Here is a 21,450-nt window from a genome sequence, read left to right as displayed (position 1 = left end):
CTCAAAACTAAATAAATACTCAGTATTCTTAAGCAGGACTTTGAGGTAGTACCGGAATGATAACTTTCGTTTGTTTTCTAAACATACATTCTGGTTTACAAGCAAGCCTTTCTGCAAAAGCATTATATATGTCAATGACTTTTTATAGGCCAGGTCCAGTGTTTCCTTGAAAAGCCGTCGTCTATTGCCTAATATTAGTTTTAATATAAAATCAAGTGCCGCACTAAATGTGAACTTTATGTTAGGAGAAATGCCGTCTTGGTCACATAATTTCCGGTTTCATCACTTTTTCTAAAACTTAATAGGTCGTTGTTGTAATCTTGTGGTATGACGACAATGAAAGTTAGATGGAAATACTATGAGATGTTACTGGTGGTCGGTGCTGCTGTACTGGTAATCGTAAAATTGCAGCTTGCCGGCATTTCGGTACTATTGTTTTTATTAGCCTGGTTCTGGTTGAACAAGTTGATTATTCCGATGGCTACAAGTCGACATCGGGTCAGGGTGTGTACAGCAGTTCTGCAATTACTGCTGCTCAGTTACCTCCTTGGCCCGGGAATAAACCTTCTTTCTTTTTACAGCGATCATAAATTTTACTTTCCGGGAGGCTTTCCGTTAACGATAGGGTACCATCCGCAGCCTTTGTTTAACGCTTTCGGTGGATGGGCGGTTTCAATATTGCTGATCGCATTGTATTTGGTCTATGCGTTATTCCGTGAATGGATCATTCAAAGGATCGAGGAAAGTGGTATACGAAAAGCGTTTTACACACTTGTGGTCAATCGGATTACTGCCTTCGCATTTGGTGTATTGGCTATTCCATTTGGAGCTTCTATCCTTGGTCTGTTCGATGGGATATATTATCATTACTATTTCGCCTTAGTTCCGTCTACGATTGCAATTGGGCTCGCGTGTTACTATTACCTTTTTCCATTCCAGATGTCAGTTGGCTGGCGTTCAAGGGAATTTATTAGTAAGATCCTGGCTGTTACATTCCTGATCGTCATTATTTTCTCACTGTTTTTAGGGGAATATTGGCAATTCAAGTTGGTCATTGGATGGTTTTTGTTTGTACTGCTCATCATTATACCGCTGATCTGGCTTACATATCGTAATAAAAAAGATTTGTTGTCAGAGTTTAGTGCTATGCGTTATGATCTGGCGGCGTCACAAGCGAATCTTGGCGCACTGAAAATGCAGATCAACCCGCACTTCCTGTTTAACGCATTGAACGCACTATATGCCATGGCGCTTCAGGACGGGTCGATCAATACAGCAACAGGAATCCAGCAACTAGGGGATATGATGCGTTTTATGCTCGAAGACAATCAGCAGGACCGGATCCCTTTGCAAACTGAGCTAACTTACCTTCGTAATTATACAGATCTGCAGCGTTTACGTTTTACGGATTCAGATAGACTTACAATAACCATCGATATCAAAGAGGGGCACGATGAGGAATTGATCGCCCCGATGCTGCTGATTCCCTTCATAGAGAATGCATTTAAGCATGGCATACGGCAAGAGGTTCCGTCATGGATCAATCTCGTTTTGAACGTTCGTGCGGGTAAATTATACTTTCAGATCGCGAACAGCCTGCACAGCCCTTTAGAAAACGATCCGGAAAGAAAACGCAGGGGAATAGGTCTGCAGAATGTTTGCGATCGACTATCCTTACTTTATCCGGGTGAACACCATCTGCAGTATGGTGCCGAAGCAAATACTTTTACTGTAACTTTAACCTTGAACCTGAAAAATTGAGTTATGCTTACTGCTATAGCAATTGATGATGAACCGCTTGCGCTTAAAGCGATAACTATTCTTTGCGAACAAATTCCTTTTGTGCGTCTGGCAGCAACCTTCACCAGGCCAACCGAGGCTATAGGATATTTGCACAGCGAAAAGATCGATCTGATATTTCTGGACATTCGGATGCCGGATATTACCGGAATTGACTTCGTTAACTCCCTGAGTAAGCCGGTCATGGTTATCTTCACGACAGCTTACAGTGAATATGCAGTGCAATGCTTCGAACTGGATGCGGTAGATTATTTGTTAAAGCCTTTTTCGTTTGCCAGGTTACTTAAGGCTTGCAGTAAAGCTGCAGACCTGCATGTCCTAAGGTCGGAAAGCACCCGGCCAACAGCCTTCAGGAAAAGCTTGTTCGTTAAAAGCGGTTATGAACAAGTCAAAGTTATTCTGGATGACATACTCTACATTGAAAGCCTTGGCAATTACGTTCAATTCATTTGCACAAATGGCAAAGTGGTTTCTCGGTTAACCATGAACGAAACGGCTGATCTCCTGCCGAAGGAAAACTTTTTGAGAATACACCGGTCTTACTTGGTCGCAAAATCTATCATCACCAAGGTAGATAAGCAAACAGTATGGTTAAAGGATAAGGCATTACCGATAGGAGAGGTCTTCGCCCACGATATACAACAATACCTGAAAAGTTAATAAAATCAATATGAAAAAGATCATCATGTTACTGCTGGCGCTGGTGCCGGCCTGTGCGGCCCATGCCCAAACTATACCTCAAAAGCTTGATGAACTCGTTTCGGCTTATGCTTTAATTCATGAGTTCACCGGAACAGCGTTCGTCGCAAAGAACGGGGAGGTGCTGCTGGAAAAGGGATTTGGTTTACAGAATATACGCGCGCAAATTCCGAATAGTCCGGCTACAGTATTCGAAATCGCTTCAGTTACGAAAACATTCACAGCCGCATTGATACTAAAACTTGCGGAAGAGAAAAAGCTCTCACTTGACGACCGGTTAAGCAAGTATTATCCGGCATATCCTCGTGGGGAAGGCATTACCATCAGGCAACTGTTAACGCATACTTCTGGCATTTATAATTACACGGAGGATGGCGACTTTATGCACGAACGCTCCGGTAAACCGGCAAGTGAAAAGGAGATGATGGCGCTATTCGAGCATCAACCGCTGGAATTCGAGCCCGGAAAAGGATGGAAGTATTCCAACTCGGGCTATCAGTTACTCGGATATATCATCAGAAAGGTTACCGGACTTACCTACCAGCAGGCGATACGAAATTATATTTTCCAACCGCTGAATATGACGCAGAGCGGATTTGATTTCATCCACTTAGATTCGCTAAGTGCCGCAAAGGGATATTACGATCCGGGCACCGGCAATGAGTACACAATGATCGCCCCATTGATCGATTCTTCCGTCACTTTATCTGCCGGCAGCATTTACAGTACGGTTAATGACCTGTATAAATGGCACAGGGGTTTGCAACAATCTGCGATCATCAGTAATGAAAGCCTAAAACTTGCTTATACGCCGGGCAAAGATCATTATGGATATGGATGGATCGTCGATTCGCTTTACGGTAAAAAAATGGTTTCGCATAGCGGAGGAGTATTTGGCTTCCGAAGCAACTTCGCCCGCATTCCGGAGGATGATATATGTGTGATCTTGCTTAGCAATACCGAAACACCTGCCCTGAATGAATTGACGAGATCCATCCTTGCACTACTTTATGAGCAGCCCTACACTGTTCCACGGAAAAAGCAGGCTGTTATCCTTCCTGCGCAAATACTTCAACACTTTGCCGGAAATTATCTGGAGCGTAAACGTTCGCTAAAGATCGAAATAAAGCTGGAGAACGGCGAACTTGTAGCCTACCCATATCAAGGGCCAAGGTCGGTTTTAGCAGCAATTGATGGTAGGCATTTTTTTATCAAAGACCAGCAAGGAATCGAAATCGAATTCAAGGAGGATAAAGTCAAAAATGTGCAACAAATGATTCTTAAAATAAACGGAGACACACATCTTGCCGATAGGGTAAAATAGAGATACCTGAACGATAAAGATGACTGTAGCAGAATGCCCAACACTGTTTGCAAGATGCATGTGATATGTTGATGGATGGGGGGTAACCGTTTTTGCGTTACAGCAATCCTTTTTATAGAATGAGTAGGTAAAGGGAAAAATGATATAATGTAACAATTTTTACATTCTCAAATTACATCGGCATCAGAATAATGCATGCACCACCGCCATGCGCAAGTTTAACATGCAACTTATCCTGTCGATCAACTATCCTATACGATGTCTTATAACTCTCGGTAATCGTAAGATAATCCGCATCTTCACCATCCTGAATGATCAATGCATTAAACTTCCCTGGACTTAAAAAGGAAAGCGGGATGTCCAGTTCCCGTGCGTTTTCATTGGTCGCTACGCCAATGAGCCAGGTTTTATCGGCAGCCTGGCGCGCCATAACAATGTACTCGCCTATTTCGCCCATTAGCGTTTTACTTTCAAGCCATGGCATTCTTTGTGCACCAATAAATTTTAGAATCTCAGGATGTTTTCGGTAACTTTCCGGTATATCAGGGATAACCGTAACACCGGAAAAGGTGATTAACGTACGGGCCGCTTCTGCTACCAGTGTGGTATTTGTTGCGTAGTCAGGTGCATGTGTTCTGCCCTTCTGGCTTAGGTCAGCAAGACCGTTGTTCATATCCAGCGGCCCCGCGAGCATGTTAACGAATACTGAGGTAACGAAAGTTCTTGGTTCAAGAGCGGTAACGCCATCAAGTTGTGCCTGGCAATACTCACGGGTTACCGCATTAGGATAAGTGCGCATCTGGCCGTAAGGGTGTATAGGGCCGTCATGAAAATCGCATAATAACTGGTATTTGGCACACAATGCAGTAATCATGCGTGTGCGCTTGTTTTTTTCGTCCGGACTACCGGACATGAATCCATATTTTATGCCGGCAGCCCCCCAATCGTGATATTGTTTTAAAGTTTGTTCAATAGGAAACTCCCTGCCACCCACATCATTTAGATAAAGCCAGATCCCAATAGCCTTTGCTTTTCCATAAGCGATGATATCATGGACCTGGGCTACTTTACCCCCTTTAAGCGGGTCAGAATTTTTTCCGAATTCGGGGCCATACCAATCAGCGTCTAGCGCCAGGTACTGAATATGATTTTCAGCAGCAAAGTCGACCATTCTTTTCCATGAGGGTAGTGACATCTCATACTTAAATCCATCGACTTGCGCACCTGCAATCCTCCAGTCCCAAACGGCTATCCCGGGTTTAACCCATGAAAAGTCAGCGTTCTCCGGTGGCGGTGGATTTAATAATTCTATCAAATGGGAATCAACCAATTCGCCGGGCTTGTTGCCATGCATGATAACCTTCCATGCACTGTTAGGTTTAGAAGCGACGGTAAATAGGGTTTGGCCTTTTTGGGATTTGAGTACCAAGGGCTCACCCGCCGAAAGATCCGCTTCGTGAATAGCCAAATAATTGTTGACATCTGCCTTGATGGTCATGACCGGCAGACGAATGGTGTCGCAATCTACTAATCTTTCCGGCCCGATATTCGCATGCTCTCCATTGTAATACCAGGCGGTATAATTGCCTCCGAACTTAAATTGCGTAAGATCGGTCATTCCATGATGCTCGGGAAACTCGTATCTGAAGGCTACGCCATTATCATACGCTCTAACTATGATCTTATATGCTTTGAGGTCCATTGCGAGCTCGTTATACTGCTCTAAAACGCTGGCTCTTTTTCCCCAGACAGGTTTCCAAACTGACCTGATTGACCGGCGCATGAAGTGATCAGGTTTGACACAGGTGCCACTCACGCCCATCCGCGAGTTAACGATCAATGATTTAGACCTGGCTATCAACGAATACATTAATCCGTTGTGGTTGCTATAACTCAATGTCAACCGTAACTTGTTGTCTGGCGAACTGATCACCAGTGGAAATTTTGTAGGCTTCAAATTACTGCGACCTTCGCAGATTCTGCTATTTGCTTGACTCAAATTGGCCGCAAAGAAAATAATGACAATTAATACGCTGAATTTCATAGACAATTATAGACGTTTAAAATGTCTTGACATAAAATATAGTCTTTGGGAAATGTGTTGTTAAGGCAGCTGGTTTTCTTAAAATAATTATTAGATGATTGCTAATTATATTAGTATATTTGAGTATGGATGATCCGAAAGCGTTTTCCGTTGATATTGGTGCTGATTCGGCTCAGGTGACTGAGCATATTGTCAAGTCAGCCCGAATCTTCCATGTCGTTTACAATAGCAGACGAAGGCCGCTAAGTATTACAATAGCCAAAAGCTCTGAAAATGTGAAATTTTGGACGTCCGTACCTGAAGGCCGGCAGTCGGAAGCGGAACTTGCAGGTAAAGCGATTGCTGCTTATCTTCGTGAGCATAGGAGGAATCAGGCATGTGTTACTACAACGGACAAAAGGTCACCCGGGCCGAGTTTATTCGATTAAAAGGTATTGAGAAGGCCATACGGAATTACAACTTTCTGAATGTTGGCTTACACAATGGTTTCAACTATGCCCCATGTGCGATCCTCGTTCCCTCAGAGGATGGAAAAAGCTTTGAGATCGTTCAGGCCGAATGGGGATATGTCCCGGGGTATCTCAAAACCCGTGAGGAAGCGCTTTTATTTCGCAGAAAATACACCACCCTTAATTTTAAATCTGAAAACCTCTTTGTGAAGGAAGATGGCAAACGCTCTATGTGGGCGGACGCAGCAAAGAACCGTCGTTGCCTTGTACTGTCTACAGGAATAGTTGAGAGCCGTCATGTTCCAAAGATCGGCAAGAAGGGTCAGTTGCTTAAAGAAACCATCAAATACCCTTACTTTATTACCCTGAAAGGTCATGAATATTTTTTTATGCCAGGCCTTTATAATGAATGGTTGGATCCTGAAACAAGTGAATTTGTTAATACGGTAGCTATTGGTATCACCGAGGCCAACACCTTGATGAGGCAGGTTCATAATTCCAAACTTCGCATGCCGACAATCTTAACTGAAGATTTGGCCTACGAATGGTTGCTGGGCAGACCCTCCGAAGATCGTTTAAACGAAATTGCCCGGACCCAAGTCCCGTCGCGTATGCTTGACTTATGTACGGTAGATCCGGATTATCGCACATCAGGAGAAGTCAGGCCGCGTGACTACCCCGAATTATTGCCACTTGATATGACTTATTTAGATTCAGCGGAAGAACTGTTGTTTGACCATTGGCCTGCCGGGGAGGTATTTGCTTATTCTTGAATGAGCCGGATCCATGGTATGAGAATGGGAGTGAATTTCGATAAAAAGCGCCATCATGGCATTTGCTTTGAATAATGTTGCTGATTAAATGAAAAAACGTAATACCTCCAAAATAAATGCTAAGGCTAAAGACCTAGTAGCTGCAGCCATTTCAAACATCCAGCAAATCAGAACGGTTAAAAAAATTCCTCAACAAGCCATCGCCGATGCATTGGGTGTTTCGCAAAATGCTTATTCTAAAATCGAGAAGGGGCATACGCGCTTGCAACTGGAAAGCTTATTTGTCATCAGTAAAGTGCTGGGCGTAAAAATCTCAGAAATTCTAGATTTCGATGATACTCCAAAATGGTTTAAATAAGGCGTAATTTCATCTTCTCTAACCGTTGTTTCCCTTAACATTTGTCGGCCATTTTACGTTTAAATAAGAGATTCGTAATGTATGTTGTCATGACTGAAATGAATGAAAACTTAAGGTATGAGGCTAAAGTATTTGTAGAGAGCCTGATTTCCAAAATCAAACTAATTCGCGTCGAAAAAGGAGTGACGAGTGATGAGCTGGCGATATCCATCGGCTATCAAACTGAAGAGTATGTGAAAATCGAAGAAGGATCTAAAAGTTTGACTCTTTCGGATTTTTTCAAGGTATGTGACGCCCTTAACGTAGATCCGAGAGACATACTAAAAAGTATAACAGGTGTTAGTTAATCTGGAACAACTCAATCCGATTTCTATAGAATCCCTATTTAGCAGATTAAATAATTGCTTCTAACGCGTTTGAATGTGCCGTATTCCTTCCATCTTCACCGGATTTGTAAGTGTAGGAATAAGATTAATACGCTGTGAATGGTGGAAAGACAAAACAGATTGGTTTATATAATTGGATCGGATTTGGCTACATAGTTAAAGCCTTAGCTCTCCTTTTATTAATCCATTCTCGGCTTTGATGGTAGTGGGTCAAATCGATAAAGGCAACAAAACAAAATCTTCTTTTGAACATTAGTCATATACATATCTTAAAAAATTAAATAACTCATTAATTTAAAAAAGCCGGTGCGCGAGGCAGCGGCTTTTGCTTTTGAGAAATTTCATACACAGCTGGTATTATTAAAAGCTTATCTCTTCCTTGCTTTCCTAAATAAGGACTATGTTTTTATATCAAATATTTTTCCACAGCCGATTAGAAAAGCTAAAAAGATAAATACAAACCTAAGTAGCCAATGTGCGTGGTGCCGGGTTTTTCTATTTTTTAAACGCTCAGGGTAAATCTTTTATCGCCACTTAGGTGTATTAATTAATAGTATAAATTGATACATTAAATTCCACTATTAATTTATTTTTTAAAGCTTGAAATTTAATTTTAATTTAGCGGCGCATCTTTTGAATTATGAATAAGAATGTCTGCCTCATTGATGACGATAGTGTCAATAACTTTATAATCAGCCGCATGCTGAATAAAATCTCTCCTGAAGCGAAAATAACATGTTTTAATAGCGGCAACTCGGCTATCGATTACTTAAAAACAGCTGATGCCCCTGATTACATATTTTTAGACCTGAATATGCCGGTAATGGATGGATGGAACTTTCTAGACACTCTTGATTCTCTTGACATTGACGCTAATCGCAAAACCAAAATATTTATTATTACCACCTCGTTGTTTAATAATGATTATTTAAGAGGCAGCAACCATCCCAGGATTTCTGAATACTTTGTAAAACCATTAAGTTCAATAAAGCTAAGAGATGCTATTAAATAGAAGTCATTTCCAGAACTAGGAATATAGAAATCTTTATTGGATTAATCGTTGGAGACTCGCCCAATAAAAATCTATAGCTACTTTCAACAAGCGCAATTATTTTACACTTAGGATTTTTAAGCTGCGAGGGCCTATGTTGAACGTATCTATATAAGGTTGGTTTCGTGGTACTTGATACTGGTTATTTCTATTCTCGATTGTGTTTGTCTACATTAGTACATCTTGTACTATTTACTGCTTCGTTGATTATCTGTAACACCTGGGTGCGCAATAAATCTATACCTTCTGTCATGTCCAATACCAGTAAGCGTTTTTTTTCAAGATATGCTGGTAAGTCTTTTCGCTGATGCTTCAGCATCCAACTTATATTATAAGCGAGATCTGCATACTTAACCGTTTGAGCCGAGCTACTGATTCCGACAAGCCTTTTTGCTTCTAATTTTTTTCTGGTCTTTTTATTCAGGTGGGGATAAGCTCTCTTCGTGAATACAGTCGTAAGTTCTGTCACCGCATGAACGATAAAGCCAATTTCTTCGGTGTTATAACCATAAACGGAAAGCGCTGAACTGAGCGTAGTTGTTGTGTTTTTGGTTTTTTCGAACAGGTCGTGGCAGAGTCCGATCTCATAACCGTAAGGAATGATCGAGGCCATTTGTCCCACGGCTTTTAAATGATCGACATACGGTGTATTGGTCTTGCGGATGATTTGCCCTGCGTGTTGTTGATTGATCCAATGCAAAAGATCTTTTTGTCGGCCCATTCGGTTAGGTTTTCAATAGTAAAAAATGAAGTTTTTTGAAATTTCTACTAATCCGGGACAAATCTTTGCACCATCGCTGCTGTAAGGCATTCGAGGAACAAGTTTATTTTTGCGTTCAGATATGGTAATGTCCAGATTCGTGTTGGCCGATTCAATAAGGCGTTTGAACATAAAAAGGCCGCTTGGCCCGCCGCCAAGTATGGCTATTCGTTTACTGTTTTTCAATGGAGGTTGCAATTGATCGATTGAAGAACGTTTACGTCTGTGTAATGTTCTGGAAGTGAACAAATACAAAAATTCTTTAAAACCAATGCGAAATAATCACATCGGACCTGATCAGATTTATTACTGTGGTGCCGTAGCAGTTCGGCTCATCATCCGGATCGACCAATATATAGTTAAAACCATCATCCTCTTGTGATGTTGTAATTAAATAAATTACATAATAAAATAATTATGGCAACCAAGGGAGTGAATACAGATCGAAAAAAGGTGAACTCGGGCGAAAAGTACGAGTTAAAGTATGAAGCCCAGAAATTGGGCATCAGCACGCAGGCGCTGGTCGGGGCAAAGAGAGCCACCGGCTCTAACGATCGTAAAGTGATCGAGAAATATCTAGCCGAAAAAAAGAAAAAATAGCCGAAACTGGTCATAAACGAACAAGCCCCGAAAGGGGCTTTGTTGTCAAATCATACATGATATGAATCGAAGAAATAAGAAGCTGATCCCGGATGACCGAACAGTAGATGTTGATGATCCTTACGCTTTGGAATTTTGGTCGCAAGAATTTAAGGTCTCACAAGCAAAAATAAACGCTGCGGTAAACGCTGCAGGTACATCAGCTCCGGACGTTAAACGCCAACTTAAAAAATAACGCCATGGGCCTGAACGAATACGCCAAAAAAAGGGATTTTAAAAAGACCCCGGAACCTAAAGCCGGCAAAAGCAAGGATAAAGATCATCTGATCTTCGTCGTACAAAAACATGACGCAAGCAGGCTGCATTATGACTTTCGGCTGGAAATGGATGGCGTATTAAAAAGCTGGGCAGTTCCCAAGGGCCCGAGCCTGGACCCCAAGATAAAACATTTGGCGATGATGGTCGAGGACCATCCGTTTGATTACCTGAATTTCGAGGGCATTATTCCAAAGGGCGAATATGGTGGTGGTACCGTGATCGTTTGGGACGAGGGCACCTACGAGCCAATTGAACCGATCAAGGGGAAGAAGACCCAGGAAAAACATTTATTGAAACAGCTGGCCTCGGGCCAGCTGAAGATCAAACTGCATGGCGAGAAGCTTAACGGGGAATTTGCGCTGGTAAAAACTCATGGTATGGGCGAGAATGGCTGGCTGATGATCAAACACAAGGATGAGTTCGCCACGGATAAGGACATCACCAAAAAAGATAAGTCCGTGCTTTCCGGCAAGACCATCGATCAAATGGCAAAAACGAGTGAAAAGGTCTGGCAGAACGGCCATGAAGAAGACATTGTGCCCGACGAAGATCTGGCGGAAGAAATAGAAACCGAAGAAGCACCGGAGATCGATACGCAATCCATCTTGAAATCTGCGCCGAAAGCTAAAGTTCCGGTGAATATCAAACCGATGAAAGCAACCTTGGTTGACGAACCCTTTGATAAACCTGGTTGGCTATATGAGGTCAAATGGGACGGCTACCGTGCTATCGCCAATATACAGAAAGACGAAGTAACACTCATTTCCCGCAATAACCTTCCTTTTGAAAAATATTACCCGATCAACAATGCGCTGAAGCAATGGAATATGAATGCCGTACTCGACGGCGAGTTGTTAGTGCTGAATGAAAAAGGGATCTCTGATTTCGGTGCGATGCAGAATTGGCGAAGTGAAGCCGATGGCAACCTCGTCTTTTACATTTTCGATATTCTCTGGTATGAAGGCAAAAACCTGATGGGACTGCCGCTGATCGAGCGACAAGCTATTCTGCAATCGATTTTGCCAACAGATAACGAGCACATCCGGCAAAGCAAAGTATTCGATGCGAACGGCATCGAGTTTTTTGCTGCGGCAGAGCGTATGGGCCTGGAAGGCATCATCGCCAAAAAGGCAGATAGTGTTTACACATCCGACCTGCGCTCCAAAGAATGGCTGAAAGTAAAAGTGCAGCGCCGTCAGGAAGTCGTGATCGCAGGTTATACAAAGAACGAAGGCACCGGCAAATTTTTTAGTGCTTTGATCCTGGGCGTCCACGATAAAAAAGGCGACCTCCAGTTCGTAGGTAAAGTGGGTACCGGATTTTCGGATAAATTGCAAAAAGAAATGATGGCGCAATTCAAGCCGCTCATTACAGATAATAGCCCATTCGATTATGAAGTGGATGTCGATAAACCGACACGATTCCGCCCGAAACGTATGGGCGCAAAGCCTACCTGGTTAAAACCGGAACTGGTTTGCGAGGTCGGTTTTGCCGAGGTCACGAGTGACGGCGTTTTCCGGCAGGCATCCTTTAAAGGTATGCGGACGGATAAGAATGCAAAGGATGTGGTGCTGGAAAAAGCAGCACATACGGAAGAAACCGTAGCGGGGGCCAAGGATGCCGAAAAGCCGGCAGAAAAAGAAACGGCGAAAACATCATCTAAAAGATCGACCGCTTCATCTAATAAGACCAACCTCAAACTGGAGCCTGTAAAGAGCACGGAACGTAAAACCCTGCTTAATCCCACCGAAGACACACAAACGAAAAAGGTTTGCGGCTATGACCTTAAATTCAATCACGTTACCAAACTTTACTGGCCGGAGGATAACATCACCAAGGGGGACATGCTGAATTACTATTACAAGGTAGGTGAATACATGATGCCATACCTTAAGGACCGGCCCATGTCACTGAACAGATTTCCCGGTGGGATACACGGGCAGAGCTTTTACCAGAAGAACGTGACCGATAAAGCTCCGGACTGGGCGAAAACATTCGATCATGTAACAGATGAAGGAAAGATTACCAAGTATCTGGTCGGTACCGACGAAGCAAGTTTACTTTGGATGAATTCTTTAGGCTGTATCGAGATCAATCCATGGTTCAGCAGGGCGGAGACACCTGATAACCCGGATTATTGCGTGATCGACCTTGACCCGGATAAACATACTTACGACCAGGTGGTCGAAGCCGCACGCCTCGTTAAAGAGATTCTTGATGCCATCGATGTACCGAGCTATCCAAAAACCTCCGGTTCGACAGGCATGCACATTTATATTCCGCTGGGTGGCAAATATAGTTATCAGCAATCACAAATATTTGCCAACATCATTGTTAAACATGTACATGAACAGATCCCGGATTACACCAGTCTGGAACGCAGCATCGCCGCCCGCAAAGGGAAGATGTACCTTGATTATTTACAGAACCGGCCGGGTGCAACGATAGCAGGTCCTTATTCGCTGCGGCCAAAGCCAGGTGCCACCGTTTCTATGCCGCTAAGCTGGCACGAGGTCAAGCCAGGCCTGACCATACAGCATTTTAATATTCACAATGCATTGGATCGCCTCAAAGAGACCGGTGACCTTTTTAAAGGTGTCTTAGACGAAGGTATCGATCTGGAGAAAACATTAAAAAAGGCGCAGGCCACATTTAAATAACATGAAAAGTTTAATAAGCAGTATTATCGGCGGTATCGCCGGTGCGGTAGCATTGAATATCCTTCACCAGGTCGTTAAGGAATTCGTACACGAGGCGCCCAGAGTTGATCTCGTCGGCGAAGAAGCATTGTCTAAAGGCCAGGAGACGGCAGGAATCGAGGCGCCTACCGGTGATAAATTATTTGCAGCGACCATGGCTGCCGATCTGCTAAGCAACGCGGCTTATTATAGCCTGATAGGTTTTGGTAAAAAGAAACAACTACCGTGGATCGGCACCATAAGCGGGCTGGCAGCCGGTGTTGGAGCATTAACACTGACCAAACCCCTGGGCCTTAGCGATGCCCCGGTCACCCGTACGACAGCGACCAAAGTAATGACCGTTGCCTGGTACACTTTTGGTGGCATTGTAGCTGGTTCTATCATCAAAGTATTACGAAAAAAATAGATCAGCATGAAAAAAACAATTACCGCAAACAGCATTCACTTATCGATTACGCACTTGTCGGAGCGTTACTTACGTTACCAAGTTTGTTGAAGCTGGACAGGACTGCAAAGCGTATCTACGCAGCGGAAGCATTGGTTCTTTTGCCCTATGTGGCACTGACCAAACAACCTGTCGCGATCAAAGGAATGATTCCCTTTAAGACACATGGCAAGATAGATCCGTTCAATATCGGTCAGTTCGCTTTACAGACATTTTTTAAACCCTTTCACCGTACAAAAAAAGCGCTGCTGTTCAATATCGCTTTTACAGCTGTGGCAGGACTGACTGTTTTGCTTACTGATTGGAAGAGCAGTGATTAACCGCGTGTTTTTTCTTCCAGTCTGTTTTTATGGCGATGTATTATTGATTATGTTCAGCCGTCTCTCATCTGACGTATAAAAGAACGCTGCCTTTTCTTTTTATCCCAATCCCTGTTCTAATAATGCATAATTATAAAGGTTGTAAAACAAACTTCTAGAAGATACATGTTGACAGAGTCATATATGTTTCGGCGTGAAAAAAATAAAATGTAAAGATAGTTTCAGGTCATCTGACGTATTCGTTTCCGTTATTCCACGGCATCGAATGGCTGAAGTATACTTTTAATTGTTGCCATAGTTAGCGGTTTACTGATAAAACCGGCGATTAATGGATTGTTATCAGATTGCTGAATATCCTGTCGATATAATGAAGAAGAAAGTATATAAATCTGGATTTTCTTCGCGTTGTCAATACCTAAGTGTTTGTATTCAGTCATGAATTCCCATCCATCCATCCCAGGCATATTCAGATCTAAAAATATAAAATCAGGCAAAAAAAAAGGTTCGTTGGCGGCTATATCCGCCAGTTGTTTCAAGGCAGTCGGCCCGTCATTGATCTCATCGATCACCATGTCGGGATCGAATTTTTTAAAAAGCAATTTGGATATTAAGTTATCTATCGGACGATCGTCTACCACATAAATATCTGCTGGCCGTTTATTTTCCATCAGTTATTCAACTTAAAATTGAAGGTAATGTCGATAAGAAAGTCATTCGGAACGACTGGCAACCAAAATAAAGATTTATTTGTCAATATCGCTTTTACAGCAATGGAGGGATTGATATTTTTGTTAACTGACTGGAAGAGAAGTGATTAACCTCGAATTTTCTTCCATTCTGTTTTCATGGCGGCATAGGTTTGATCATGCTCCGCAGCCTTCCACTTGGCATAGAAGATCGCGGCAGCTTTCGCCTTTTCATCCTCGCCCGTGCCGCGTTCTAATAACGCGTAATTGTTTTCCGCGTCATATTTACGGCCACCCTTGTAATTGGCGTATCGCCGGGCCCGGGTGTAACCCATTTGCAGATACTTACGCGCCATATCTGCACCAACAAAATTATTACTTGCCAGATAATCCAAAAACTGAGCGTAGATCTTATCACTGCTTTCGACAGCGATCGCCTCGGTTTTAAAACGCCAGTTCTGACCGATCTCGCTCTTATAAGGTTCACAGATCAATACGCCCTGTTCTCCTTTTCCTACCCGGTATTGTTCGGGGTGCTTACGGTAATCGATATCTGGTTTCCAGGCGTATTTTCCATTATTGAAATTTAAGTATGATGGCGAATCTTTTCTCATAAATGTTTTGCCAGATAAGGAGCCGTCCGGCTTTGCTTGTTTGTAATGATATCCGCTGGTTTGCCTTCGACTACAATTTTGCCACCTGCTTCACCTGCACCAGGACCGATATCGATCACCCAGTCGCTTGCAGCAATTACCTCCATGTCATGCTCCACCAATATTACTGTATTTCCGGCATCAACGAGGCGGTTCAGTTGCAGAAGCAAACGCTCCACGTCCGATGGATGTAAGCCGGTAGTCGGTTCATCCAGGATATAAAGGGTTTGGCCGTGTTGCCCTCGCTGTAATTCAGTAGCCAGTTTGATGCGCTGCGCCTCGCCGCCGCTCAGTTCAGTAGCGGGCTGTCCCAGTCGCAGGTATCCTAAACCCACTTCACGGACTACTTCTAATGCCCGGCTGATAGCAGGCTCTTCATCAAAAAAATCGGCAGCTTCATCAACGGTCAGTCCCAGTATCTCGGCAATATTCTTGTCTTTATACTGCACTTCCAGTGTTTTGGGGTTATAGCGGGTACCGCCACAGGTCGGGCAAGGCGTATATACACTCGGCAGGAACAAGAGTTCCACCATGACCATTCCTTCTCCCTCACAATGCGGGCACCGGCCTTTTGCTACATTGAATGAAAAACGCCCGGCATCGAATTTACGGGCTTTAGCTGCCGGCGTTGCCGCAAATAATTTTCGTACATGATCGAACAGACCTGTATAGGTGGCCAGGTTGGAACGCGGCGTGCGCCCTATAGGCTTTTGGTCAACCACCACCAATCGTTTGATCGCTTTCATTCCGCTAACGATACGGCCCCCTGTGGTTGATACTTCGGTTTGTTCCAGTGGATCAGCCTCTGTATCTCCGGTTATATCAACCTGTAAACCGAGCTGTTCAGCTACCAGTTCCACCAATACCTGACTGACGAGGCTGCTCTTACCAGAGCCTGATACCCCGGTCACACTCGTTAAGACGCTCAAAGGAAAGGATACATTCAGGTTTAAAAGGTTATTTCGGCTGATCCCTTCCAGTTTTAACCAATCTTTAGCGATACGCGGATCACTTAAACCTTTAACCGCATCCTCATAAATATAATGACGGGTCAAAGATTCTTTGACATTCCGTAAGCCCTCCGGCAGGCCGCTATATAAAATATGCCCGCCCTTTTCGCCGGCTGCGGGGCCAACATCCACGATCCAGTCTGCGTGACGGATCACATCGATCTCATGCTCGACCACGAATAAGGAATTGCCTGAAGCTTTCAATTTATCCAAAGCCCGTAAAAGTGCTTCGGTATCGGCGGGATGCAGACCTGCCGATGGCTCGTCCAAAACATACACCACTCCAAACAAGTTGGAGCGTACTTGAGTGGCCAGCCTTAACCGCTGTAATTCACCCGGGGATAAAGTCGGCGTGCTTCTCTCTACGGTCAGGTAACCCAATCCAAGGTCAAGCATTACCTGCAAACGTGCGACAAAGTCTTCCGCGATGCGTTTGGCGACCACTACTTTTTCCGGATGTGCAGCTGCCATTTTTCTTAGAGCGGCGGCCTCGCCCTTGGCGTAAGGCCCGAAGATAGCTGCCAGCTTATCCAGCGATAGCCTTGATAGTTCTGCAATATCATAACCTGCAAATTTTATGGATAAAGATTCCTGCCTAAGTCGCTTGCCTTGACAAAGCGGGCATTCGCTGCTCAGCATATACTGGCTGACCCGCTTTTTCATCAGCGCGCTTTGCGAATTCGCAAACGTATGCCTGACGTAGCGTCGTGAACCGGTGAACGTACCCATATAATCAGGCTGGCGCTTGTCTTTGATAAAGCGCTGGATCTCCTCGTGCGTATAACCGGAGTAGACCGGCACTACCGGCTGTTCCTCTGTAAACAGGATCCAATCACGGTCTTTTTTGGGCAGGTCCTTCCAGGGAATATCAATATTGTAACCCATGGTGGTCAGGATATCCCGTTGATTTTGTCCCTGCCAGGCGGAAGGCCAGGCGGCAATCGCTTTTTCACGAATAGTAAGCGTTTCATCGGGCACCATTGTTTTCTCCGTGATCTCATATACGCATCCCAGCCCATGGCATTCGGTGCAGGCACCTTCAGGTGTATTAGGCGAAAATGACTCGGCGTAGATGATCCCTTGACCTGCAGGATAATCCCCGGCGCGTGAGTACAGCATCCGTAGTAAATTAGATAAGGTAGTGACGCTGCCAACTGATGACCTTGTGCTTACCGCACCACGCTGCTGCTGCAAGGCAACTGCCGGCGGCAGGCCTTCAATCTCGTCTACTTCCGGGATGGCCATTTGATTGAACAAACGGCGGGCATAGGGAGATACCGATTCCAGGTAACGGCGCTGCGCCTCGGCGTATAGCGTACCAAAGGCAAGTGAAGATTTTCCCGAACCGGATATGCCTGTAAACACGACCAGCGCATCACGTGGAATGTCCAGGTTCACATTTTTTAGGTTATGCTCGCGTGCGCCGCGCACCCGGACAAAGCCGGAAAGGTCGGTTTTTCTTTTAGACATGCAATTTAAACGGGAAATAGCTGGCTAAGTTTTTATGTATAAAAAATGTGCGCTGAAATTGAATTTTATTATGAGGTAAATATTGTCAATCAGGTTAAATCTATTCGGCCGCTTTGTTGTTGATCTATAACACCTACAAAAACTGAATCACTTAAAATCAACTCACTCATATTAAATTGATATGCGATCAATACAGATACTTAGCGGGATAACAGCCTTTACCCTGATGTTATCCGCAATCACAAGTAAAGCGCAGAAAGGCCTCCCGTCAGAAACGCCTACCACAGCAACGGTCAATACCAGTTATCCCGCACATTTGGATTTCAAACAGTCAATGACCTCTAAATTAAAGGTTCCGGCAGGGATGCAGGTGTCTGTCGTAGCCTCCGGCCTTGGCAAGCCGAGAATGATGGCTTTAGCCGCCAACGGTGGTATATATGTTACCCGACGGGATGTCGGAGACGTTTTATTATTATCTGATAAAGACGGCGACGGGAAAATGGATGACCTGAAAACGGTATGGTCTCAGTTCAATGACGTTCACGGTATTACGATTCACGAAGGATGGTTGTACCTGGTATCCAGCAAAGCTTTAAAACGCGGGAAGATCTCAGCGGATTGCATGGTGACAGATACGACCACCTTGTTAAGCGACCTTCCGGATGGCGGCCAGCACAACAACCGGATGATCGCTTTTGGAAAAGACGGTAAATTGTACATGACGGTGGGGAGTGATTGCAATGATTGCGGGGAAACTAACCAGCAAAATGCTACCCTACTGGTCATGAATGCCGATGGCACCGGGCGCCGCATTTTCGCGCGCGGGCTGCATTGATCCTGCTGCGTGCAGATGGTTATCCTTGTGTTTTCTATACAGACCTATACGGCGCAAAGTATAAAGATAAGGGCGGAGACGGTGAAGACCATAAAGTTACCTTAGAAAATGTGGATGAGATGGAGGCTTTATTATATGCACGTAAGCATTTAGCTTATGGTGAGCAACACGATTATTTCGACCATCCGAATTGCATCGGATGGACGAGAATCGGCAACGAGGAACATCAAAACTCTGGTTGCGCGGTACTAATTTTTAATGGCGACGCTGGTACCAAAAATATGGAGCTGGGCAGTAATTTTGCGGGCAAAGTATTTATCGATCTTTTAAATAAAATAAATGAGGAAATAAGGATTAATGAAGATGGCTGGGCGCAATTTAAGGTTCAGGCCGGTTCGGTTTCTGTTTGGGGCTTGAAAGAATACCCATAATTTAAAATAATAAACTGTTCGAAGAATTTAATAGGAACGCTGTCAACCGGTTTTTAAATGCAATACGGTTTGCATCCGGTTTTGATCCAGTTTATTCACGATCAATTGTATAAAATGTGGCAATTTTTCCCCGTTTCAGGCCGCCAGTTTTTTAACCCGGGCAATTAGCTCCCGGATATCGAAAGGTTTAGCCAAGTGGTCGTTCGCGCCGCAACTGCTGGTTTTTAGGTCAGCCGTCCCGTGCGTAGCGGAAACAATCAGCACTGGGATCGCTTCAGTTGCCGGGTCAGTCTTCAGGGCACGGCAAATGTCACGGCCGTCGGCATCGCCCAGCATGACATCTAACAACACGATATCAGGATGTTCCAGCTTGGCGATCTGCATGACCTGGTGACCGTTATCCAGGCCTGTGACGACATACCCTTCCATGTCGAGTACCATCATGATAATATCACGGATGTTAGGATCATCGTCAACCACTAACGCTTTGCGAACCTTTTCTTGTGCCATACTGCCGGCCGGTGGCCGGTTAGGGGCTATCGGATAGTAATTAAAGACAAATAATGTACCAATAAATTATCCTAACGGAATCGTAAGGGTAAAGCAGGTCGCTTCGTCATTAGAACTAACAGCAAGTTCGCCGCTATGCGCCTTCGCGATCTCGGCCGCGATAAAAAGGCCCAGGCCCAATCCCTGTTGCCCCGGTTTGATCTTTCCCCTGGAAAAAGGCTGGAAGAGGTTCTTGAGCAAAACCTCAGGTATCGGCTGCCCGGCATTACAGACCGACAAACTAAATTGCTTGTCATCGACTTTGGCTGATACCACTACCGGTTGGTCTTTGGCCCCATGGGTCAGGGCATTACTGAGCAGGTTAGAAAACAGCTGCATGATACGCTTAACGTCCACTGTGACCATCAGATCATTCTGCAACTCCAGTTCGACCTTACGCTCCGGCCAGGACAGTTCCAGTTCAGAGATGATTAAGCGGATCGGTTCGTCCAGGCTGACATCCTGGCGGTCCAGGATGATTCCTTCCCCAAGTTTTCCGCGCGCGAAATCGAGTACGTTCTCGATCAGCTCCCGCATTCTGAAGGAAGAGTCCCGCAGAATGTGCGCGAGGCGTCGCATACGGTCATCGAGCGGCATGCGCAGCATCAGCTGCGCAACATTATTGATCGCGCCGACCGGGTTGCGCAGGTCGTGTCCCAGTATTGCGATAAACTGCTCCCGCAACTCTGCTATCTGCCGTTCTTCGGCCAATCGTGCTTCCGAACGTTCTAGGCGGTCGATCGCGTCGAGGTGAAAGGCGATCAGTTCCGCGTAAAAACGGAACATGCCTAGGGTCTCCGGGTTGTTCACGCGGTGCGATTGGGGATCAATTGCGCAAAGGGTACCAAAGAAATGCCCGTTCTTCAAAAATAAAGGCACCGAGATATAGCTTTTTAAGCCATAAATCTTGGGTGTGTGGTGATCGGCATACCTCGGGTCGTTTAGAACACTGTCAAAGGCTACGGCGTCCCGGTGCTGACGGATCTCATGACAAATGGTGGTATCCACTTTTAATTCGCCTCCGGGCTCCAATCCAAAATTCACCTCATCATGGGTCGCGCAGGCGATCCAGCGATCTTCGGTGACACGGGCTACTGCTGCAAAGCCCATACCGGTCGTGCGGCAAATGATGCTAAGCAATTCATCAATGACCGGGATGCGTTGTACTGCGGCAACGTCAGCTGAAAAATCGAGTTCCTGTTTTTGTGGCATTTACACAAAACTACGTTTTTTAATAAATTTTTAATGCTTAATTTACTCATCTATAGGGGACACTAACACCAATAAAGGCCCTGAGTGTCCGAAGATAACCGAAAGTTTAGAACCGACTTTTGGCGCTTTCTGGCGGCACTGGTGAAGGTATTAAGGTTGCCCTTGTACGACCTCAACCCACAAAACGAATTTTAATCCCTCCAAACATTGTCTCTATCTCATAGATGATGTTTTCGGGCATTGCATCATTAGTAATATGGACGGTGACTATCGCTTTGCCCTTGAGACTTACAAAATCCATGATGTCAAACTTATTTGCAGCAAAGAATTTGCCGTTCTTTTTTTCAACGGCTCGTAAATAGGCCACTGCAAATATCCTGTCCGTTGCCATTGTTTTTATTGGTGTAACCAACTGTTTTTCAGTTTTTTAACAGATTGCATTCCTAATAGTTTTAATCATTTAGGATTATCCAGCGCCCAACATGACTAATGGAATCTATTTATTAAAGCAAAAATGCCAAAACACGGAAACAATCTGCGCTTGGACGACGGAGTTTTTGTGTTCCGGAAGCCGGGAG

Annotated in this window: 23 protein-coding genes; 14 read left to right on the top strand and 9 right to left on the bottom strand. The window is 44.5% G+C overall.

The genetic code is table 11. The features are described 5' to 3' along the window. The first annotated feature begins 327 nt into the window (after nucleotides 1-327). The 3 genes from D0C36_RS22915 to D0C36_RS22905 are packed head-to-tail and all read left to right on the top strand — an operon-like array spanning nucleotide 328 to nucleotide 3,823. Nucleotides 328-1,761, top strand: a complete 1,434-nt coding sequence (locus D0C36_RS22915; protein WP_117394063.1) for a sensor histidine kinase — start codon at nucleotides 328-330, stop codon at nucleotides 1,759-1,761. A gap of 3 nt (nucleotides 1,762-1,764) precedes the next feature. After that, nucleotides 1,765-2,460 carry a LytR/AlgR family response regulator transcription factor gene (locus tag D0C36_RS22910; RefSeq protein WP_117394062.1) on the top strand — a complete coding sequence of 232 codons (696 nt, stop codon included), beginning with the start codon at nucleotides 1,765-1,767 and terminating at the stop codon, nucleotides 2,458-2,460. Nucleotides 2,461-2,470: 10 nt separating this feature from the next. After that, the gene (locus D0C36_RS22905) at nucleotides 2,471-3,823 is read left to right on the top strand and encodes a serine hydrolase domain-containing protein (protein WP_117394061.1); all 1,353 of its coding nucleotides are present in this window, start codon (nucleotides 2,471-2,473) and stop codon (nucleotides 3,821-3,823) included. 172 nt (nucleotides 3,824-3,995) lie between these two features. Here D0C36_RS22905 and D0C36_RS22900 read toward each other — a convergent pair whose 3' ends face one another. Further along, complete coding sequence (locus tag D0C36_RS22900) at nucleotides 3,996-5,867, bottom strand: glycoside hydrolase family 97 protein (protein ID WP_117394060.1); 1,872 nt, start codon at nucleotides 5,865-5,867, stop codon at nucleotides 3,996-3,998. 376 nt (nucleotides 5,868-6,243) lie between these two features. Between D0C36_RS22900 and D0C36_RS22895 the strand changes: the two genes are divergently transcribed. From D0C36_RS22895 to D0C36_RS22880, 4 genes are all read left to right on the top strand, one after another. Next, nucleotides 6,244-7,089, top strand: coding sequence for an SOS response-associated peptidase (locus D0C36_RS22895; RefSeq protein WP_117394059.1), 846 nt, complete (start codon nucleotides 6,244-6,246; stop codon nucleotides 7,087-7,089). A gap of 88 nt (nucleotides 7,090-7,177) precedes the next feature. Continuing rightward, complete coding sequence (locus tag D0C36_RS22890; RefSeq protein ID WP_117394058.1) at nucleotides 7,178-7,447, top strand: helix-turn-helix domain-containing protein; 270 nt, start codon at nucleotides 7,178-7,180, stop codon at nucleotides 7,445-7,447. Nucleotides 7,448-7,536: 89 nt separating this feature from the next. After that, nucleotides 7,537-7,794, top strand: coding sequence for a helix-turn-helix transcriptional regulator (locus tag D0C36_RS22885; protein ID WP_158557183.1), 258 nt, complete (start codon nucleotides 7,537-7,539; stop codon nucleotides 7,792-7,794). A gap of 679 nt (nucleotides 7,795-8,473) precedes the next feature. Further along, nucleotides 8,474-8,845, top strand: a complete 372-nt coding sequence (locus tag D0C36_RS22880; RefSeq protein ID WP_117394056.1) for a response regulator — start codon at nucleotides 8,474-8,476, stop codon at nucleotides 8,843-8,845. A gap of 187 nt (nucleotides 8,846-9,032) precedes the next feature. Here D0C36_RS22880 and D0C36_RS22875 read toward each other — a convergent pair whose 3' ends face one another. Then, the gene (locus tag D0C36_RS22875) at nucleotides 9,033-9,605 is read right to left on the bottom strand and encodes a hypothetical protein (protein WP_117394055.1); all 573 of its coding nucleotides are present in this window, start codon (nucleotides 9,603-9,605) and stop codon (nucleotides 9,033-9,035) included. Between the two features lie 12 nt (nucleotides 9,606-9,617). Then, entirely contained in the window at nucleotides 9,618-9,830 is a 213-nt protein-coding gene (locus D0C36_RS22870) for an FAD/NAD(P)-binding protein (RefSeq protein WP_262512214.1), read from the bottom strand. 231 nt (nucleotides 9,831-10,061) lie between these two features. On the opposite strand from D0C36_RS22870, the gene D0C36_RS22865 reads away from it, so the two are divergent. The 5 genes from D0C36_RS22865 to D0C36_RS22845 all read left to right on the top strand — a co-directional run bounded on the left by D0C36_RS22865 (nucleotide 10,062) and on the right by D0C36_RS22845 (nucleotide 14,026). Continuing rightward, on the top strand, nucleotides 10,062-10,244 hold the full coding sequence (locus tag D0C36_RS22865; RefSeq protein ID WP_117394054.1) for a DUF3606 domain-containing protein: 183 nt from the start codon (nucleotides 10,062-10,064) through the stop codon (nucleotides 10,242-10,244). Nucleotides 10,245-10,305: 61 nt separating this feature from the next. Then, a complete protein-coding gene (locus D0C36_RS22860) occupies nucleotides 10,306-10,479 on the top strand; it encodes a DUF3606 domain-containing protein (RefSeq protein WP_117394053.1) in 174 nt (57 codons plus the stop codon). Between the two features lie 4 nt (nucleotides 10,480-10,483). After that, a complete protein-coding gene (gene ligD / locus D0C36_RS22855; RefSeq protein WP_117394052.1) occupies nucleotides 10,484-13,222 on the top strand; it encodes a DNA ligase D in 2,739 nt (912 codons plus the stop codon). Between the two features lies 1 nt (nucleotide 13,223). After that, on the top strand, nucleotides 13,224-13,667 hold the full coding sequence (locus tag D0C36_RS22850; RefSeq protein WP_117394051.1) for a hypothetical protein: 444 nt from the start codon (nucleotides 13,224-13,226) through the stop codon (nucleotides 13,665-13,667). 83 nt (nucleotides 13,668-13,750) lie between these two features. Beyond that, on the top strand, nucleotides 13,751-14,026 hold the full coding sequence (locus D0C36_RS22845; protein ID WP_117394050.1) for a hypothetical protein: 276 nt from the start codon (nucleotides 13,751-13,753) through the stop codon (nucleotides 14,024-14,026). Between the two features lie 248 nt (nucleotides 14,027-14,274). On the opposite strand, the gene D0C36_RS22840 is transcribed toward D0C36_RS22845, so the two are convergent. The 3 genes from D0C36_RS22840 to uvrA form a co-directional block, all read right to left on the bottom strand. Continuing rightward, nucleotides 14,275-14,694: a response regulator gene (locus D0C36_RS22840; RefSeq protein ID WP_117394049.1), complete on the bottom strand. Its 420-nt coding sequence runs from the start codon at nucleotides 14,692-14,694 to the stop codon at nucleotides 14,275-14,277. A 146-nt stretch (nucleotides 14,695-14,840) separates the two neighbouring features. Further along, entirely contained in the window at nucleotides 14,841-15,326 is a 486-nt protein-coding gene (locus D0C36_RS22835; RefSeq protein WP_117394048.1) for a DUF4385 domain-containing protein, read from the bottom strand. Beyond that, the gene (uvrA, locus tag D0C36_RS22830) at nucleotides 15,323-17,845 is read right to left on the bottom strand and encodes an excinuclease ABC subunit UvrA (RefSeq protein WP_117394047.1); all 2,523 of its coding nucleotides are present in this window, start codon (nucleotides 17,843-17,845) and stop codon (nucleotides 15,323-15,325) included. The genes D0C36_RS22835 and uvrA overlap by 4 nt, the downstream gene beginning before the upstream one ends. A 181-nt stretch (nucleotides 17,846-18,026) precedes the next feature. Here uvrA and D0C36_RS22825 point away from each other — a divergent pair, with 181 nt between their 5' ends. Together D0C36_RS22825 and D0C36_RS22820 are read left to right on the top strand one after the other, a co-directional pair. Further along, on the top strand, nucleotides 18,027-18,680 hold the full coding sequence (locus D0C36_RS22825) for a PQQ-dependent sugar dehydrogenase (protein WP_117394046.1): 654 nt from the start codon (nucleotides 18,027-18,029) through the stop codon (nucleotides 18,678-18,680). After that, the gene (locus tag D0C36_RS22820; RefSeq protein WP_117394045.1) at nucleotides 18,677-19,111 is read left to right on the top strand and encodes an alpha-amylase domain-containing protein; all 435 of its coding nucleotides are present in this window, start codon (nucleotides 18,677-18,679) and stop codon (nucleotides 19,109-19,111) included. The genes D0C36_RS22825 and D0C36_RS22820 overlap by 4 nt, the downstream gene beginning before the upstream one ends. 135 nt (nucleotides 19,112-19,246) lie before the next feature. Here the strand turns inward: D0C36_RS22820 and D0C36_RS22815 are convergent, their stop codons facing one another. From D0C36_RS22815 to D0C36_RS22805, 3 genes are all read right to left on the bottom strand, one after another. After that, nucleotides 19,247-19,621, bottom strand: coding sequence for a response regulator transcription factor (locus D0C36_RS22815; protein ID WP_117394044.1), 375 nt, complete (start codon nucleotides 19,619-19,621; stop codon nucleotides 19,247-19,249). Between the two features lie 66 nt (nucleotides 19,622-19,687). Continuing rightward, nucleotides 19,688-20,872: a GAF domain-containing sensor histidine kinase gene (locus D0C36_RS22810; protein ID WP_117394043.1), complete on the bottom strand. Its 1,185-nt coding sequence runs from the start codon at nucleotides 20,870-20,872 to the stop codon at nucleotides 19,688-19,690. Between the two features lie 172 nt (nucleotides 20,873-21,044). Continuing rightward, the gene (locus D0C36_RS22805; RefSeq protein WP_117394042.1) at nucleotides 21,045-21,263 is read right to left on the bottom strand and encodes a hypothetical protein; all 219 of its coding nucleotides are present in this window, start codon (nucleotides 21,261-21,263) and stop codon (nucleotides 21,045-21,047) included. Between the last annotated feature and the right edge of the window lie 187 nt (nucleotides 21,264-21,450).

Origin of the sequence: Mucilaginibacter conchicola, assembly GCF_003432115.1 — a bacterium.
In the GTDB taxonomy this organism is placed as follows: Bacteria; Bacteroidota; Bacteroidia; order Sphingobacteriales; family Sphingobacteriaceae; genus Mucilaginibacter; species Mucilaginibacter conchicola.
This window is presented reverse-complemented; position numbering and strand designations above follow the sequence as displayed.